Origin of the sequence: Kineothrix sp. IPX-CK, from assembly GCF_039134705.1 — a bacterium.
In the GTDB taxonomy this organism is placed as follows: Bacteria; Bacillota; Clostridia; order Lachnospirales; family Lachnospiraceae; genus Kineothrix; species Kineothrix sedimenti.
Genome location: NZ_CP146256.1, coordinates 1647927 through 1662468, shown reverse-complemented (window position 1 = coordinate 1662468; position 14542 = coordinate 1647927). Strand labels below are relative to the sequence as shown.

Sequence of the window (14542 nt, the reverse complement as noted above, 5' to 3'; positions counted from 1 at the left end):
TTCGTAAGCATGAAGGCGGGCGCATTTACCTAATGCTCCCGCCGTGAAAATAACATTCATATATTTTTATACCTTCATGCAATATTTCCTCATATCCCTGATACCAATCGAAATCCCCCTCTACTCTGCAATGATAAGTATAGGCACCGGATTGGAAAAAGGCAGGGCCCCTATAAGGCATATTATAAGGAACCGCATCTAAGGCTTCCTTAAGAAAATCACCGCTGAAATGCTCGCCGGTCACGCGGCCGCAGTAATTCATGCACCAGATCGGCATCCCGTTTTTCCATACGGCCTCTTCTCCGCCAAAGCGTTCTCCCCCTAAATAGGTATCATAATAATACAACTCATCCTCCTCATATTCCAGATCATGTGAGCCTCTTCTCGATGCATCTATCTCCTCTCCATGTCCGGCATAGCAAGCCGTTTTCGCTCTGATCAAAAAATCGGTAATATCTTCTTTTTCCTCATTCTGCTCTCCTATTTGCAGGTTGCAGTCGCCGGTATCCTTGATCAGTCTGTCGAGAGATATGGAATACAGCTCGCTAAGCTGCATCAGCTTGTCGATATCGGGGTAAAATCTCCCTGCCTCCCACTTTCCCACTGCCTGCCTCGAAACGTTCAGCAAATCGGCCAGTTCCTCCTGCGACAGCCCTTTACTCTTTCTCAAAGACTGCAATTTCTCAGCCATATTCATCGTTCTCATCCTCCTTTAAAAGCTCATGCTGCCTTGCTTGTCAGCGGACAGATTACTCTTTTTCCGCCCATCTTTATGATAGCATATGAAACTTCCTTCCTCTACCAACCAGTTATATGCAAAAAGGCAACCTCAGGTTGCCTACTTTTCAGAACAGGTTTATCCATATTTTGCTTCCATTTTACCGAAGCCGTTCATAATCTTCTTTTTCCATAATGTAAACATTATCTCCCTGCTTTCCGTCATAACGGGTGAAGCCATCCGCAATGTATTTCAAAAAACGGAAGCCAAGCTTTTCTATTACACGCCTGGACTGTATATTATCCGGAAAATGAGAGACCGCAAGCCGGGTGATATTCATTTTTTCAAACGCATAAGCAATAGCCGCCTGTGCCGCTTCTACTGCGATCTGCCGTCCCCAATATTTCTCCGACAATACATAACCAAGCTCCACATCATAGGAAATCCCCGGCTTCCTGGTGCGGTGAAGTCCGACAGAACCTATGACGGCGTGGTTGTCCTTCCATTCTATCGCCCATGTGTCATCGCTTTCCTGAAACATATTTATAATCTGTACGGATTCTTCCACATTCTCATGCGGTTTCCATCCCGCCATTGGACCAACCTTATCCCCAGATGCGTATGTATACATATCCACGGCATCCTCCTTACACCATTCCCTCAAAATTAATCGTTCCGTTTCCAAACGTTCCACAATAATCCTTTCCTCCCTCTAATAAAAGTTTTTTATTCAAAAACGGACAAACACATTTACATTCTATGTGATTGTCCGCTTTCCTGCTATCTGCCCTTATGTTTCTCTTTTTTCTTCTGCTGCTTTAACTCAAATACCTTTTACTTTTCCTCCTCCCTGCGCTTGACCTGAGTGCTCTTTTTCTCAGCCTTTTGCTGCTCCTGCCAGAGCTTCAGCGCCTGCTGGGATTTCGTGCTGGTTCCCACGTTTTCAAGCTGCTTCCTCACTTCTCTTTGCATTCGTTTTGGATTTACATGGTCTTTGAACTTTGACTGCGAGTCGATGCCCGGACTGAAAATGAGCTTATAATAATTTTCCAGTACATACTCCCATACCTCATAATCCTTAGGTTCTGCTCCGAATACAACAAAGAACGGACAACCAAGGAGGCAGGTTACTGAGGCGTTATATCTGTCGATATATCGATCCTGGCCGGACTACCAACCGACCCGTGTTTTTATCTTTGTATTTTTTATATTATCTTTTCATCCTGTGGCTGTCAAGTAACGACTATCCCCTTCACATTGCCTGTACCGCAAACTTTCCGCTGGTCACTGCAATGGGGAGACCGCCGTTCAACTGCAACCACTGGCTGGCTATAAACACATTATCAAGGCCCTGCGCTTTGCTTTTCGCATAGAGGCTTTTATAGCCTTTCTGCCCGAAAAAGCTCATATATGCACCCTTATATGCCCCGCACCAACGTTCGAAAGTAACGGGAGAATACGTATCAAGAGGCACCAATCTACCTTCAAGCGCAGGAAATTTCGAGATTATTTGTTTCATAACAGTATCGGCAATTCTCTGCATCTCGGCCTCATACCGGTCATACTTCCGGTAAAGTTCCTTCCAGTATTGGAAATCTTCCTCATCCTGAAGGATATTGCATTGAATGACCCTCTTTTCTCTGGGAAAAAGGCTCTCGTCATAATCATAGAGCCTAATCGCCTGAAAATCAAGTTTCTGTCTGCCCACCTGGAAGCTGTCACAGGGAAACATCACCGACCCGCCGGGAACGCCACAGTCTTCAGCGCCAAGAATTCCGAAAGCCGCCTGAAAAGACGAGGTTACCGAATAGCCTTCCTTACAGCTATACATTTCTTTGAGGTTTTTATCCATATATTCTTTATCCAGCAAGCCGCCGAAGGTAACTGCCGTATCCGCAGCGCTGATTATGTAATCCGCTATAGCCTCGCTGCCGTCATTAAATGTAACGGATACCGCCCGTTTTCCTTGAATATTGATTTTAGTAACCGGCATATTTAGCTGAATCTTCCCTCCCAGTGTCTGATAACGTTTTGCCATCCGCTCCGACATCCCTTTTGAACCTTCCATGGGAATTGCGGCTGTTTTCCCCGTAAGAAAAGCATAGGAGCTTATGAGGGTGACTGCCATGAACTTTTCGTTATAGTAGCGACTCATCATCTCCTTCAAAAGGGGATTCTTAAACCTTAGTGCCAGCTCGGCAACCGTTTCTTTCCCGTATTCCTTTATGACTCTGCCCATCTGCGGCATACTCATTCCGAATTTCATAAATTCAAAGAAGTTCATATATGCAGGCGACTTCTCACAAGGAATCCTCAAGCTTTCCGCAAGCTTCACACTATCGAAAAATTTATTGATTTCTATGCCGTCTTCCGGCGCAATCTCAAGGAATTCCCTCCGCGCTTTCTCCACATCGCTCCAAAAATGGAGCCGTCTGCCTTCCATATCCAACATATAAAAATAAGGTTCTCTGTAAAGCTCCGTATTCTCATCTATTGCACCTACATTTCGCCAAATCTCCCAAAGTTCATCGCCTTCACGGCATCCTGTAAGCCAGTGAATACAATTATCAATGTGATAGCCCTGCCTGTTCCATCCAGTACATTCGCCTCCGATCACCGGATTTTTTTCGTATATTTCTGTAAGAAAGCCGTTTTGCTGCGCGTGGATTCCGGCTGACAGTCCGGAAATCCCACCGCCTATAATGATTACTTTTTTCATCCTTTACTCCTTATAATATCAATGAGCCATTCCGTCTCAGGCAAAGGCATATCAGGCGTAACCGCAAGCTGTTCCATGATTCCCTGCACGCTGCACCAAAAAGCTGCGGAAAGAGCATAAGGATCGCCATTTCGGAAAATCCCTTCCGACTGCCCTACTCGGATTATTTCTGCTGACCGCTCCACCTGGTCCACCTCCATAGCAATCTGTTTAATATGTGCCGGAGTCCTGTCACTTCTGCGCGCCTGCGCCACGAGTACGAACATTAGAAATACCCATGACTGGTGTGAAGAAAAGAGAAATAAGGAATCGAGAAACCCTGTAAAAAATTCCAAAGGACCGGAAAATTCCATCTTCTGCGGTTCCTTTGTCCCCTCTACGCCTATTCTGATCAGCTCCTCATAAAGCTGCTCCTTAGACTCGAAATAATGGAACAGCAATCCAACGCTCATATCCGCCGCTTTTGCAATATCGTTTATTTTTGTTTCGGCATATCCATTTCTTACGAACAGCTCCAGTGCCTTCCATAGAATAAGCTGTCTGCGCTTCTCTTTTTGCTCGCTTCTTGTCGTCAAGTTGATCACCCGTTTCATTGATTTTATATTCATTGAATTAATATTCAATTAAATATTATTCTATTATTTGAGATTTGTCAAGATTTTTACTCGTAATCACAGGTTTTTATGTCACAGTTCAGCCTAACGGCAGAACTATAGTAAATGATGCTGCGATATGCTCTTATATTGCCAGCCCGCATTCAAATGCCAGTACCATATATTTCTCCGTCCTGCTTAAATCCGGACAGAACAGTCCTCTTGGCTCCCATTCCGCGGAGTCCAGATTGTCTTCGCCATATAGAAACTGAACAAAAGGAATACTTCTGAATTCGGTCACAGCGGCAGCGGCGGCAAATTCCATTTCTACAGCAATACAGCCCTGTGCCTTTCTGTCATCAATTGCCTTTCTTGTCTCGCGGTAAATGCCGTCCGTCGTCCACACCTTTCCCTTCACATAGGGATAACCGCATTTTTTCAGGCAGCCGCATATTTTATCAATCATTGCTTCTCCTACCTTTACCTCCTCGGAAGAAGGCAGATAATGATAGCTCGTTCCTTCGTCCCGAACTGCCGCAACGGGAACTATTATCCTGCCATCCGCCGCCTCCTTATCCAAGATGCCGCAGCTTCCAAACAGTATTATTTTTTGTGCTCCCATAGCAATGATTTCTTCCAGTCCGCAAACGCAGGCAGGGGCTCCGACTCTGGATAGAAAAAAAGCGATTTCCTTTCCGCAGTATTTTATTTTATATACAGGAATGATTCCGTTGGCAGAGTATAGACTGGCAATAACCTCTACACCCTCCATCTCGGCGAACTTCTCAATCACACTCTCCGAAAACGTGGACACACAGATTTCCGGAAATCCATCCACTCTCTTTTGACAGTCTCGCGGATTGAAAAAGGCCTCTTTTGCATTGTCAAAATCCTTGAATACAGTATTCATAGCAGCATCTCCTTTATTTGTTTTATTATTCTTTCCGGTATCTTTTCATCTATGGGCATCATCTTGCTGTACATTCGAACTCCCTGATAAGAAAATACGATGATGTCATAGACAGCCTCTGCATCCACTCTACGGAACTCTCCTCTCTCCATACCATAGATGATCAGCCTTTGCCACATCCTTTTAGAGGCTCCATAGCGTATGAGCAAAGCATTGTTTTCCCTCTCCGCGGCGGTGTAATACTCATAGATAGCGACGCTGAGCGATGCCTGACTGTCGTTCATCTCCTCTTTATAGCGGGAAAGCACCTCTTCTAATATTTGAGTTGCCGGAATACCTTTTCCTATTCTGTCCGCGAATTCATCTTCCTGCTTTTGCACAAAACCGTTAACAATCTCCTCAAAAATCTCCTCCGTTCCCGGATAATGCCGGTATAACCCGCCTCTGCTCAATCCTGACTTCTCGCATATGTCCTTCATCGTAACTGCTTTAAATCCTTTTTCAGCAAAAAGGCTATAGGCTGCTTTGCGTATATGTTGCTTTGTCTCTTCTCCTTTTTTCCCCATGTTTCCTCCAGCGTTGTTTATAATAAATCATATTTTGCGACACCAATGTCTCTTTTTATATTATGCGACATATGCGTCGCTTTGTCAAGCGTAGTTTTTTGCCTTATCCAATCAAGCAGGATATATTATTGTAAATAAGGTGTCTCATTTTGTAACCGGGTAGGAATCTGTTGAAAATTGATGCTTCAACAGATATGATACATAGGGAGGGATGAAATGAAACTGATTGTAAAAGAAAATCGTGAAAAAGAGCTGACTGTAACAGTAGAATACCCGGAACAAAATAATCAGGTATTACGGATCATCAATAAAATGAAATCCGAAGGAAAATTCTTGATAGGAAACGAAAGCGGACGCAGCTATAAAGTCCTAATACCAGAAATTTATTATATAGAAATTATAGATAAGCGTACTTTCGTTTATACCAAAGATGCAGTATTCAGAACTGATAAGCGTCTCTATCAACTTGAAAAAGAACTGAAAGAATATAGCTTTGTCAAAGTAAGCAGAAATTGTCTGCTTAATGCAGGTGAGCTCACACATTTGGAAGCTCTGGCGAACAGCCGGTTGGAAGCAAATCTTACCAATGGTGAAAAAGTAATTATATCGAGGACATATATTCCAGAAATAAAAAAAGTTGTTTTTCGGGAGGATTTGATATGAAAAGATATATACAAAGCTCATTGCAATTGTCATCGATAATCATTATTGTTGTGACCTTTATATCCTTTTTGTGCTTTGACTATACGCAGGACATGAAATTTATTTTTCAAATTGTGCTCATAGCATTTCTCGGTATGGCTGTCCATTATGCTGTGGCTTATATTTTTTATGATAGCTTTCTTAAGGAACTTATATGTGAGTACATTGTTATTGAAATAACCGTTCTTATTGTCGGATGCATTAACGGCTGGTTCATACGGTCGAATTGGTGGATGTCATTTATATATATTACACCGATTTTTCTATTGGCCTATCTATTAGGAATTACTCATATAAAAAAAGAAATTCTGTCCATAAACAAAAAACTTAAGGAAAAAGCAGGGGTGCCCGATGAAGAAAATAAATGATAGTGAAAGAAATATATATCCCTTTTTTGTCATAACTTTGTTATGGACATGGGGGTTTGGCTTTTCTTCGTATTTCTTACCTATTCCAAAAATAAGAGAAGAAATTATTTTCATAGATGCTTCAATTTTAAACAAATGGGAATTAAATGCTTATTTGCTTTACTGCTGTTTTTTTCTATCATTGCAATAATAGGAATATTTATTGGTATTTCTTTTTTTCATTCTCCGATGCCGGAAGTGACATTCATAAAAATGCTTATTAAAAGGCCATATATGCTGCCGCTCATCATATTTGTAAGCATTATTTCCGGCCCTCTGAACGAAGAATTCGGCTGGCGAGGCTTTGCTCTCGATATACTATTAAAAAAGCGGGGGTTTTGGAGTGCGTCCGCAATCTTAGGTTTCATCTGGGCCATTTGGCATTTGCCATGGTACTTTATGCCGGGGCAGGCACAATATGATTTATTGCAAAGATCATTATTCGATGCCTTCTTATTTATACCGTCCACCATACTTTTCAGCTTCGTTGTAAGCTTCGTATATATCAAAACCAATCGAAGTGTGTTAGCCGGTGCAATTACTCATATGCTGAGCAACCTGATTACCAGTCAGCTTCTTGCACCCTGCACGGTTGAAATGAGTACAGCCATCCGATATACAAATATGTTTTTTTGTACAGCGATTATTATTTATAGTATTGTTTCCAAAAACTTTAAAAAGGAGTTTGCCCGAATACAATTTTAAGAAGCTCTTTTAACCCTCTATTACATAAAAACTGCGAGAAGACCGGTGAACGCGTCTGTCTTCCCGCAGTTTACTTATTTATTGATACACTCCATCATCCGCAAATCTTCCATCAGATCCATATCTGCATATGAAGTAAACGCTGCTGCTTTTCTCATTTTCACAAGCGCTTCCTTTTTGTTGCCAAGTCGGAACACAGCAACTGCATAGCCCCGAAGTGCATAAGCGTCTTCCTCATTCAGCTCGATCGCCTTCTCATTATCCTCTTTGCAGATCTCATAGTTGCCGCACATATATTCTGCGTATGCTTTTGCCTTTAATATCTGTGCGTTCTTACTATCTATCTTTGCTGCTCTTCTAAGCGCAAACACAGCCTCAGGAAATACTTCCTGCTTTATCACCCTTCTCCCAACAAGAGCAGCTCCTTCGCATCGTCGTAAGACGCATATTGGGTTTCTTTCTTCTCCAATTCCAGATGATAAGCACAGTATTGATTTTCAGAATAAATGTCACCATTCATCGTTAGCCTCGTATTGGGGCAGCCTCCCAGACATTTGCTGCTATATGTACAGATTCTGCATGAGCCCGTAAGCTTATCTTTTGTAAAATTTCTCCGTCATGAAAAACCATTTTCGTCTTCCCATATATCCCTGAGCAAACGCTCCCTCAGGCTTCCTTCAATATATTCTCTGTTTCGGATGGAGGTACAGCACAGTTTCACTTCGATGATACAAGTTTCCACGCATCGGTTATAGTAAACACGCATATACACTATTAATGAGACAGCGCTCTACATGACTAAAGGAGGTTCAAGATGAAATATAATTTAAAAAAAGGAGATATTGTTGTTTTCAAAGCGGAGGATGACCCGCTCAGTAAAGCGATTGCATGGTTTACGAAAACCGATGTCTGTCATGCCGCAATGGTTTATTCCGGGGATTCCATCATAGAGGTAGGTGCCAGCGGCATCGGCGTACACGAAATAGGAATATCGGAGGGCGATGAGGTATATGTAATGCGCTTAAATCCTGAGCTTGATGCCGCTCCCCTCATCCGCTCAGCCAACGCTTATTTGGACGCGAAGGTGCGCTATGATTTTCCGGCTCTTTTCATTCTCGCCGGACTGCTCATTTTCAAAAAAATATACCCTTCTTCTCCCCTCATAAAAATAACAGACCTTATTTTGTCCTCCGCCTGTTATGCACTGGACAAAATAATAAACAGCATCATCTATCAGGACGACACTCCCGCCATGATCTGTTCTCAGCTCGTTTATCAGATTTATTATGACTGCGGCGGCGACTACCGCATCCGCATAGAAAACGGCTGTGTCTTCAACAGTCAAGCAGTGGATGGCGCTCCAGGCTCCATAAGACTCATAGACTTAGCAAAAGACAACACCTTTACGCCGCCTATCCTTCCCATATCCTCTTTTCCGGCAGGTATCGCCATATCCGATGGGCTGATGCAGGAACTTTATGAGCTGCTCGTCAGCTCCGAACAAGGCTCCGATACCAGCATGGCACACGTCGGCCTGCTGCCGCAGGAACTGAATAAAACTTTGGCGCTCACAGCAAAATTCGTAGAATTGCTGGAACGCCTTTTAGAAATAACGGGTTATGATATGCCCCTGGAAGCCCTGTTCGTGACTCCAGGAGACTTGGTCTATCATGCACAAAACTTAAAAAATACGGGAACAGTAAAGCTTACGAGGCTTCACACCTCACGAGATTTCATCTTCAAATAGGCGTATCACAGCATGTTCTTTTGCTCGGCCTTTTCAAGACTTGCGCGAATGATTTTCTCATTCTCCTCATCCAATTGGGGAATCTTGGAAATCATTCTGCGTATGTCCCTGCCACACGCCTCCCACTCCTGCTTCTTTAGCTGGCAGGCTCCATAATTCAGGCGCAAGAATTCCTCTTTTTCCATTTCATCCTTCAGAAACTCATCATAATAACCTTCTATATTACAAAATATAGGCCGATTCTCATATATTCTGCAAAGCATCGTCTCCATATCGAGATATCTGCAGATTCCGTCTCCGTCATGAAGCTGCGCCGTTATCTCGTTTTTATCCAATCCGATACAGCATAATCCGCATTTGTCACAGTCGAACATGAGCGCATTCCCCTCTTTCGTTTTTTCTTAAATTTCTCCAGATTCAGCGTATCATGCCATTTATATTAAGTCAACGTTTTTGCGTTCTCCACGGCTCATTTCTCCTGCCTTCCGTTAATTTCCTGAATAAGTTTATCCTGCCTTTTGGCACTGCGGAAAACAGAGCTGTAATAAATAAAAGCTCCGATAATATATGGAATCGTAAAGCTGACTATGATATCCTCATAACCGCCTTCATTTATCTCACTGAAAAAGCTCGAAATAAACACGAACAAAAGCACCAGTCCCATTGCGATGATATATTGAACGATAATCATAACAATCGGCGGCCATTCATCGAACAGATGATGAATGGAAAGCACCAGAACAGCAATAGTACACAAAAGCAGCATGGCCAGCGAATTGTAATGACTGCCGGAATCTTTTCCCTTCAGTAAATCCAAAATCACATTTACCATGGATAATATCGTATAGCTGATACATATAGAAATTGGTATTTCAATCCCTTTTAATATTTTCATCTTCACGCTCCTTCCTAAACCGATTTCCTGATTTCCTGCAAGTATTCTTCAAATGTTCTTTTATACCCTCTATTTATCTGAAGTCTTTCGCCGTTTTTCAAAATAGCGCTGATTCTCATATTAGGTTCCGGCTTTATTCTTTTTATCTTATAAATATTCACCAGATTAGATTTATTAATGCGGATAAATCCAAAGGGTTTCAATTCTTCTTCCAGTAAGGAAAGCGTCTTTGCCACTTGATAAGTGTTGTTTTCCGTATAGGCGAAGGTCCTCCGGTCTACTGTATCAAAGTAATAAATATCTTCCGTCTCCAGAAGAACTTTCTCCTCCTCCGCCATTCCGTACAAAACCGGCCTTTCATTTTGGACAATGGATACGATCTGCTTCACAGCAGGCGTCATTTTGGAGTAATAAATATCGATTCTCTCCTCGCCTTCCTTTGTCTTCTTTAGGTTTAAAACAAACATATGCCTCCCTCACGGTCCCTTTCCTTAAGAGTCTTACTCTTCCAGTTTCCCCTTAAGCGGTCCTGCTCTCTTTATTTCTTCGTTCTATTCTTCCAAAAATGAAAAGACAGCTTCTTCATATTCCTTAGGATAATCGATAATGCCTTTTATATGTTCACTATTAAAATAGCATATCTTCTTCTCCTCCGCCACTATATTTGTGTACATCTGCTCCGCTTTTTCATCAGATACTATCACATCCTGTGACATTTGCAGAATCAGGGTATCGACATAATTCGCTTTCATTTTCTCACAGATATCTGCATCGTCAAATCCGAATCCGTAAAAATGTTTCAAATACCAATCTCCGCATGCAACGACATAATCTTCAGGTATTCCGTCTGTTTCCATCTCTCTCCACACACCAAGAAACATACTCTTCATACTATCGAAACTGGAATCCAGAATTACAGCATCCACATTCTCTCTCGCATTCTCCGTTGCCGCATAGAGGGCCACCGTAGCTGCTCCCATCGACTGCCCGTGTACCACGACTTTTGAGGATAGCAGCTCGTTTTTCGCATATAGGACTGCCGCTTCCACATCCAGCTTTTCAAAGTATCCAAAGCTTACCTTATCATCCTGAGAGTCTCCCGAGGCCCTCTGATCAATAGCGACCACATTCCATCCATTCTTCAAATAAATATCCGCAACCGGATACATGCTCACATGATCGCCCCCTGCCCCATGCACAAGAATCGCCGTATTCTCCCTCTTATCATCCACGAAAACCGCCATAGGCACCTCATTTCCGTCCTCCGCCGTCACCACGGCCATTTCGGGTGAATACTGCTCATTGAATCTGCTCAAATCATATCCCCAGATTTCCAACTGCATTACACTATTCTCCTTCGTATCATTCCCTTCATTCATATAAAGAAGACCCTCTGCTACCTGCTTCCCCACATATATGTTAAATACGACACAAACGGCAGTCAGAACCACCAATATCCCTCCTATGATAATTCCTACTCTTTTACCTATTCCCTTTTTCAATTTCATTCCCATATGTTCTCCTTCATTCTTGCTGGTTAATCCGTATGATACCTGCGGATTGTTCCGCTTCCTTCCGGTAATCTGACATGATACCTGCGGATTGTTCCGCACTTTGTGCTCTCACAATCCTTGAAACATTCGAAATCCGCCCTGACCGGGCTGCTTTCTCATGTTTTGCGGGTCCCAAAGTCATGTATTTTCATGCAAGCATGAAATACATGATTTTTGTCCCCTGGTATCATTATATCTATAAAAATGAAAAAAAAATGGATTCGTGCATATCTTGCACTCCTCCATGTATAAACTGCATTTATTGCCGATGCCGCCCTTCAATTTCTCCTGTCGTATCCTCGGGGAGAGAATCGAAAAGATAATTCTTCTCCTTCGGCTGCTTATTTGAATAATCCTCTTTTATTTTCTTATTAGCCGCCTCTATTTCCTCACGCAGTTCCCGGGCAGAGAGCAGGTAACAGCCCTGTCCTCTGATAATTATCTGCTCCAGCCCGTCTGAGGTAGCTACCGTCACCTTATATTTTTTCCCGTTCTCATGAGCAAATTTTTCGATATACATGTCCGCTGTCTCGGCCTCCTTCGTATAGACCACATGAATATTATGATAAGTCAATATTTCCGTATCATGCCCCTTTACCCGATAGGCATCGAATACTACTATGAGCTTGCATCTTTTAATCGCCTGATAATTACAAAGAATATCCATAAGCTTCCCTCTGGCGCCGTCGATGCTCACCATAGCCAACTCCTTCAAGTCCTCCCACGCAAATATCACATTATAGCCGTCTACCAGCAAATATTCCTCCTTCGGCTCCTGCTTGTTCCATTCGTAAACGGTAGGAGAAGAAGGCACTTCATGTCTCATTTCTCCACTCTTAACGCTTCTTCGAAAGCCTCGCCGGACATCATCCTTGCCCTTTTTGTTGGCGTAAAGAACTCTCTCCAGGATAGCGTCCACTTCTTCCGTTCCTATCCATCTTTCCTCTTTTTCTGCCGCAGTCGTTTTTCTTACGCCTTCACTCTCCGCTTCCTTCTCCTGACCTTGCAGGACACTTTGCACGTGCATGTATTCCTTAACCCTATCCCAGCTCACCGTAAATCCTGCTCCATGAGCGCAGAATACAGAACCCGTAGGATTCTCAATATCCTTCTCCGAATCATATCCCGCTTTTTCTATGACTTCTTCTGCATTATGGCAGGGAGCATATCCCTTCACCGTACAGGACAGCCTTCCGCAGCCCTTGGTATAGGCGGTTACCTCTTTGGAATAGTCCTGCATTGTAATGACGGGGGCAATTCCGGTCAAAACTGCGCTCTCCCCTTCGGACTGAGGCGGCCCGAAGGTACCGCACATTTTCTCAATATCCGTCATAGCTCGTCCTACCATCTTTTCCGGCACTTCCAGGCGAAATTCATAATACGGCTCCAGCAGCACGGACTGTGCTTCCTTCATCCCCTGACGCAAGGCCCGATAGGTAGCTTGCCTGAAATCACCGCCTTCCGTATGTTTTTGATGTGCCCTTCCCGCAACCAATGTGATTTTCATATCCGTTATTCTCGCACCGGTCAATACTCCCTTATGCTCTTTCTCCTCCAGATGTGTCAACACCAGACGCTGCCAGTTCCTATCCAATAAATCCTCGCTGCAATCTGTATCAAAGCTAAGCCCGCTTCCGGTCTCCCCGGGCTCTAACAGCAAATGAACCTCCGCATAGTGCCTTAAGGGCTCGAAATGCCCTACCCCCTCCACTCTGTTTGCAATGGTTTCTTTATATACGATATTTCCTGTGCCGAATTCAACTGCCACTCCAAACCGTTCCCTTATAAGACTTTTTAGTATTTCGGTCTGTACCTCTCCCATAAGCTTGGCTTGTATTTCCTTTAATGTCTCGTCGAATACAATATGAAGCTGAGGATCCTCTTCCTCTAATTGACGAAGTTTAGGCAGCATCACCGTCGTATCGCAATCCTGCGGCAAATCAATCCGGTAGGTAAGCACCGGCTCCAACACCGGCTGGGCAGAAGCCTCCGAGATTCCCAATCCTTCACCAGGACGCGTCTTGCTAAGGCCGGTTACCGCACAAATGCAACCCGCTTGCACCTCCTCCGAAGTTCTATACTTTTCGCCGGAATAAATGCGGATCTGATTGATCTTTTCCTCCCAAGGCTCCCCGGTTTGATGTCCTGAAAGCACCTCTCTTGTCCGCAGGCGTCCTCCCGTAATCTTCATAAAGGTAAGCCGGTTTCCCTGCTCATCCCGGGCAATCTTAAAAACCTTCGCGCCGAAAACATCAGAGTACTTTGGAGAACATGTATAGACCTCTATTCCCTGCAGGAACTCCTTTACCCTGTAAAGCTTCAGTGCCGAGCCGAAGTAACAGGGGAATAACTTCCGTTCCAGAATGAGTCTCTTTATCTCCTCCGTCTCCACCCTCCCCAGCTCCAGAAACTGATTCAGCGCCTTCTCGTCGGTCATCGCTATATTTTCATAAAATACTTCCGTCTTTTCCTCAAAGCAGACACAGTTCTCCTCCAGACGGTTCTTAAGCTCTGTCAGAATCACCGCCTTATCCGTTCCGTCTTGGTCCATCTTATTGACAAACAAGAATGTGGGAATCCGATACTTCTTAAGCAGACGCCACAAGGTCTGCGTATGGCCCTGCACACCATCTGCTCCGCTTATGACGAGTATCGCATAATCTAGCACTTGCAGTGTCCTCTCCATCTCCGCAGAAAAATCTACATGCCCCGGCGTATCCAGAAGAGTAAGCCGCATATCTTTGAGCTCAAGCACCGCCTGCTTGGAAAATATCGTAATTCCCCGCTCTCTTTCCAAAGCAAAGGTGTCTAAAAAAGCATCTTTGTTATCCACTCTTCCCAACTTTCTGATACCGCCGCTTTCATATAGCAGCGCCTCCGATAAAGTTGTCTTTCCGGCATCCACATGTGCCAATATTCCAATTACCAGTTCTTTCATTGTGTTTTCCATTCTTTATCCTAAATGATACCATCGCAAATTAATTATTATATGAAAAAGCAGACAAATCCGCATCAACTCCCTGATCC

19 protein-coding genes are annotated in these 14542 nt (G+C 43.6%); 5 read left to right on the top strand and 14 right to left on the bottom strand.

All coding sequences use genetic code 11. The features are described from left to right. Positions 1–25: 25 nt before the first annotated feature. From V6984_RS07840 to V6984_RS07810, 7 genes are all read right to left on the bottom strand, one after another. Positions 26–706 (bottom strand): DUF5680 domain-containing protein, encoded by a 681-nt coding sequence (locus V6984_RS07840; RefSeq protein WP_342759222.1) that lies wholly within the window; start codon positions 704–706, stop codon positions 26–28. Between the two features lie 172 nt (positions 707–878). Further along, the gene (locus tag V6984_RS07835; protein WP_342759221.1) at positions 879–1412 is read right to left on the bottom strand and encodes a GNAT family protein; all 534 of its coding nucleotides are present in this window, start codon (positions 1410–1412) and stop codon (positions 879–881) included. Between the two features lie 140 nt (positions 1413–1552). Next, complete coding sequence (locus V6984_RS07830) at positions 1553–1771, bottom strand: DUF2992 family protein (protein ID WP_342759965.1); 219 nt, start codon at positions 1769–1771, stop codon at positions 1553–1555. Positions 1772–1970: 199 nt separating this feature from the next. After that, on the bottom strand, positions 1971–3437 hold the full coding sequence (locus V6984_RS07825; RefSeq protein WP_342759220.1) for a phytoene desaturase family protein: 1467 nt from the start codon (positions 3435–3437) through the stop codon (positions 1971–1973). Beyond that, on the bottom strand, positions 3434–4045 hold the full coding sequence (locus V6984_RS07820; RefSeq protein WP_342759219.1) for a TetR/AcrR family transcriptional regulator: 612 nt from the start codon (positions 4043–4045) through the stop codon (positions 3434–3436). The genes V6984_RS07825 and V6984_RS07820 overlap by 4 nt, the downstream gene beginning before the upstream one ends. A 130-nt stretch (positions 4046–4175) precedes the next feature. Beyond that, the gene (locus V6984_RS07815; protein ID WP_342759218.1) at positions 4176–4940 is read right to left on the bottom strand and encodes a nucleoside phosphorylase; all 765 of its coding nucleotides are present in this window, start codon (positions 4938–4940) and stop codon (positions 4176–4178) included. Further along, the gene (locus tag V6984_RS07810) at positions 4937–5506 is read right to left on the bottom strand and encodes a TetR/AcrR family transcriptional regulator (protein ID WP_342759217.1); all 570 of its coding nucleotides are present in this window, start codon (positions 5504–5506) and stop codon (positions 4937–4939) included. Before V6984_RS07810 ends, V6984_RS07815 begins: the two co-directional genes overlap by 4 nt. Positions 5507–5722: 216 nt before the next feature. Between V6984_RS07810 and V6984_RS07805 the strand changes: the two genes are divergently transcribed. From V6984_RS07805 to V6984_RS07790, 4 genes are all read left to right on the top strand, one after another. Continuing rightward, entirely contained in the window at positions 5723–6169 is a 447-nt protein-coding gene (locus tag V6984_RS07805; RefSeq protein WP_342759216.1) for a LytTR family DNA-binding domain-containing protein, read from the top strand. After that, positions 6166–6576, top strand: a complete 411-nt coding sequence (locus V6984_RS07800) for a DUF3021 family protein (protein ID WP_342759215.1) — start codon at positions 6166–6168, stop codon at positions 6574–6576. The genes V6984_RS07805 and V6984_RS07800 overlap by 4 nt, the downstream gene beginning before the upstream one ends. Beyond that, entirely contained in the window at positions 6560–6766 is a 207-nt protein-coding gene (locus tag V6984_RS07795; protein WP_342759214.1) for a hypothetical protein, read from the top strand. The genes V6984_RS07800 and V6984_RS07795 overlap by 17 nt, the downstream gene beginning before the upstream one ends. Positions 6767–6828: 62 nt before the next feature. Then, on the top strand, positions 6829–7320 hold the full coding sequence (locus tag V6984_RS07790) for a CPBP family intramembrane glutamic endopeptidase (RefSeq protein WP_342759213.1): 492 nt from the start codon (positions 6829–6831) through the stop codon (positions 7318–7320). 74 nt (positions 7321–7394) lie between these two features. Here V6984_RS07790 and V6984_RS07785 read toward each other — a convergent pair whose 3' ends face one another. Together V6984_RS07785 and V6984_RS07780 are read right to left on the bottom strand one after the other, a co-directional pair. After that, on the bottom strand, positions 7395–7721 hold the full coding sequence (locus tag V6984_RS07785) for a hypothetical protein (RefSeq protein ID WP_342759212.1): 327 nt from the start codon (positions 7719–7721) through the stop codon (positions 7395–7397). Then, complete coding sequence (locus tag V6984_RS07780) at positions 7718–7840, bottom strand: hypothetical protein (protein ID WP_342759211.1); 123 nt, start codon at positions 7838–7840, stop codon at positions 7718–7720. Before V6984_RS07780 ends, V6984_RS07785 begins: the two co-directional genes overlap by 4 nt. A 294-nt stretch (positions 7841–8134) precedes the next feature. Here V6984_RS07780 and V6984_RS07775 point away from each other — a divergent pair, with 294 nt between their 5' ends. Continuing rightward, positions 8135–9067 (top strand): hypothetical protein, encoded by a 933-nt coding sequence (locus V6984_RS07775; RefSeq protein WP_342759210.1) that lies wholly within the window; start codon positions 8135–8137, stop codon positions 9065–9067. Between the two features lie 5 nt (positions 9068–9072). Here V6984_RS07775 and V6984_RS07770 read toward each other — a convergent pair whose 3' ends face one another. From V6984_RS07770 to V6984_RS07750, 5 genes are all read right to left on the bottom strand, one after another. Beyond that, the gene (locus V6984_RS07770; RefSeq protein WP_342759209.1) at positions 9073–9441 is read right to left on the bottom strand and encodes a YkgJ family cysteine cluster protein; all 369 of its coding nucleotides are present in this window, start codon (positions 9439–9441) and stop codon (positions 9073–9075) included. 95 nt (positions 9442–9536) lie between these two features. Then, complete coding sequence (locus tag V6984_RS07765) at positions 9537–9962, bottom strand: DUF6608 family protein (protein ID WP_342759208.1); 426 nt, start codon at positions 9960–9962, stop codon at positions 9537–9539. 14 nt (positions 9963–9976) lie between these two features. Continuing rightward, positions 9977–10429, bottom strand: coding sequence for a LytTR family DNA-binding domain-containing protein (locus tag V6984_RS07760; RefSeq protein ID WP_342759207.1), 453 nt, complete (start codon positions 10427–10429; stop codon positions 9977–9979). A gap of 84 nt (positions 10430–10513) precedes the next feature. Next, a complete protein-coding gene (locus tag V6984_RS07755; RefSeq protein WP_342759206.1) occupies positions 10514–11470 on the bottom strand; it encodes an alpha/beta hydrolase in 957 nt (318 codons plus the stop codon). Positions 11471–11774: 304 nt separating this feature from the next. Then, the gene (locus V6984_RS07750; protein WP_342759964.1) at positions 11775–14453 is read right to left on the bottom strand and encodes a translation factor GTPase family protein; all 2679 of its coding nucleotides are present in this window, start codon (positions 14451–14453) and stop codon (positions 11775–11777) included. Between the last annotated feature and the right edge of the window lie 89 nt (positions 14454–14542).